Source organism: Stutzerimonas marianensis (assembly GCF_022810315.1).
Classification (GTDB): domain Bacteria; phylum Pseudomonadota; class Gammaproteobacteria; order Pseudomonadales; family Pseudomonadaceae; genus Stutzerimonas; species Stutzerimonas marianensis.
This window is the reverse complement of the sequence record NZ_JALGRD010000030.1, coordinates 1-2541: the sequence shown is the minus strand read 5'-3', so window position 1 is coordinate 2541 and position 2541 is coordinate 1. Positions and strand designations below refer to the sequence as shown.

The 2541-nt window shown below is 49.4% G+C and carries 4 protein-coding genes and 1 pseudogene; 1 reads left to right on the top strand and 4 read right to left on the bottom strand.

Going from position 1 to position 2541, the window contains the following annotated elements:
• Window positions 1–361: transposase (locus tag MST27_RS22135; RefSeq protein ID WP_243608002.1), on the bottom strand; the 361-nt coding region annotated here is incomplete at its 3' end.
• A 125-nt stretch (window positions 362–486) separates the two neighbouring features.
• The gene (locus MST27_RS22130) at window positions 487–1263 is read right to left on the bottom strand and encodes a transposase (protein ID WP_243608001.1); all 777 of its coding nucleotides are present in this window, start codon (window positions 1261–1263) and stop codon (window positions 487–489) included.
• Window positions 1264–1725: 462 nt separating this feature from the next.
• On the opposite strand from MST27_RS22130, the pseudogene MST27_RS22125 reads away from it, so the two are divergent.
• Window positions 1726–1950 (top strand): annotated as a pseudogene (locus tag MST27_RS22125) (IS3 family transposase); the annotation flags it as partial.
• A 184-nt stretch (window positions 1951–2134) separates the two neighbouring features.
• Here the strand turns inward: MST27_RS22125 and MST27_RS22490 are convergent.
• A complete protein-coding gene (locus tag MST27_RS22490) occupies window positions 2135–2275 on the bottom strand; it encodes a contact-dependent growth inhibition system immunity protein (RefSeq protein ID WP_338052467.1) in 141 nt (46 codons plus the stop codon).
• A 2-nt stretch (window positions 2276–2277) separates the two neighbouring features.
• Window positions 2278–2541, bottom strand: a 264-nt coding sequence (locus MST27_RS22485) for a contact-dependent growth inhibition system immunity protein (protein ID WP_275973361.1), incomplete at its 5' end; no start/stop codon positions are given.

The following is a 2541-nucleotide window of genomic DNA, read 5'->3' as shown; positions in this document are numbered from 1 at the left end:
TGTAGCGATAGCATGCAAGCACGTAATCCTCTTCTTGCAGCAAGCAAGACCTAAAACGCCCTTCCCACAGCGTACCGCTACGGTCATAGGTTCGATTGATGTATTGCACGAACCGCTGGCCCAAGCCCTTCATCATAAGGCTGGCGCGTTCAGGTTTTGATGGGGTGACTAGCAAGTGAACATGATTGGTCATCAAGCACCAAGCATGAACAGCGCAGCCATGTTGCTCTGCCTGAAGCTTCAGGTTGTCCAGATAAAATAAATAATCTTCTTCAGCATAGAAACAAGCGCTGCGATTATTACCGCGCTGTATCAAATGCAACGGCACACCAGGCAGCAAAAGCCTTGCTCGACGTGGCATAGGAAATCCTTTTCCTTCAGGTTAGCTGCTATTCAACCACATCAACATCTAACAAAAACGTGGTCTGTCCCCGATTATTCGCNCTCGACGTGGCATAGGAAATCCTTTTCCCTTCAAGTGAACTGCTATTCAACCACATCAACATCTAACAAAAACGTGGTCTGTCCCCTATTGTTCCCGACAGAGAAGAAATCCCTCCAATCACCCCAGTGCCTTATAGCACTGATCGCGATACCGATACCGATAAATGAAAGCACCCACTGCCGATACTCATAGAATTTATTCATCACCAAAAACCTCGTTCCCGTTATCCACCATCGTTTTCCAAACCCCAGCAGCAGACAAACTAGGACGGCGCCTCGAACAAATGCTCCATATCGCTCGCTCCGCTGTTGTTGGGTGCACCCTAAAGCCAAATAGCAAGGATCGGTATCTAGCCATTCAGTCGACTGCCCGAGGGATACGCGGCTGTTAAAGCTAGACCAGCGGTATTCGCTTGGGTCAGCCGCCATCCGTGCGCGGACGGGGTTCAGCTCGATATATCTAGAACAAGCCAATAGGTAGGTATCGGTTTGAACGACGCTCGATTTATAGCGGCTTTCCCAAAGCGTTCCAGACCGGCCTTCCAACCGATTTCGATACCGTTTGGCTCGTGCGGCGAGAGCTTTCATCAACTGACCAAGCCCTGCTACAGCCTCGCCCGGCGCCAGCAGCAGGTGAGCATGATTCGTCATCAAGCAGTAGGCGTAGACTTTGATGCCAAAGGGATCCTTCAGCTCACGCAGATCAGCCAAGTAGCGCTGGTAATCTTCGTCAGCGGCGAATACGACTTGACGGTTGTGACCTCGCTGGACGACATGGTGCGGGTAGTTCGGCAAAACAAGGCGGCCCATCCTGGGCATAGCGACACTCTCCATTCCGTGGAAAGACGTCAGGTTAGCGGAGATGCGAGAAACAGGTTGTAGCGCATCTCACGAACGGGGCCGGAAAAAAAATCTGTCCCCTTTTGCCTTGTTCAAGCGTCCGCACCTGTCTTTGAAATATCAAACGCCCGATGCGGTGCACCGGGCTTTTGGGTGAAACAGGTGTAACTTATTCAAGACTAGACAGACCCAACCAGCACAAGAAATAAAAATCTGTCCCCTTTTCTACGCATCTCACGAACAGGACTGGAAAATAAATCTGTCCCCTTTTTCTCATTTTGACCACGTTTGTGGCGGTGTTCCCCCACTTGGGATCCAAAGCACTGTCAATAATCACATTAGGGGACAGACCACGATTTACCGGAAATTAATCGTGGCCTGTCCCCTATTATTTCCAGAACCGCTCGCTATCTGGCGTTGCTAGCTCAAAACAATATCCAACCGAGCATGAGCCGTAAGGGCAATTGTGACGACAACGCAGCGATGGAAAGCTTCTTCCATACGCTGAAAACCGAACATGTGCGCCACCACAAATACCGTACCTACGATGAGGCTCGACAAAGCTTATTCGATTACATCGAGGTGTTTTACAACCGACAGCGACGACATTCATATCTGGCGTACATGACGCCTTTCGAGTATGAACGCCTCCACGCTGTCTCTTAGGTAGGTTTCCGTAAGACCGGGGCTAGTTCAATCTGTCCCCTTTTTCTACAGATGCAGATGCTCGATGCCCTGATCGTTCAGGCCACGATTAAAGCGAGCAGCGAAGGAAGGGAGGTTTTTCAGTAAGCAGATAAAACAACACCGGCACGAGGCCGGTGTCAGATCAACTCGAAACCTCTACACATTAGGTGCACCGACTAAAAGCCAAGCGTAAGGCCGCACCTACATCGGAAGGACTACTACCGCTGGGGATAATGACATAATCACTCTCACTTAGTCCCTTACCACTCCAGGCTTCTAGCTTTTCGTGATGGCTAGGGCGAATAGTTATCTGCCCCCCTTACTTTCGATACTGCATTTTTTCATATCTTTAAATAATGCACGCTTATTCTTGTAGCTATAGCGCTCCAAAGTAATCCTAACCCATTGATCATATCGTTGACTGGTCAAGTCGTAGTCGTATAAATTCATATCAAATGTAGCTTCAGGATGAATCCAAACACCCTTACGCGGCTCGGGAAGCACAAATCGGCTATGGGCCAACGCATCCAATACCACAACACCTAAGGAGACACTGCATAAATAGCCAGC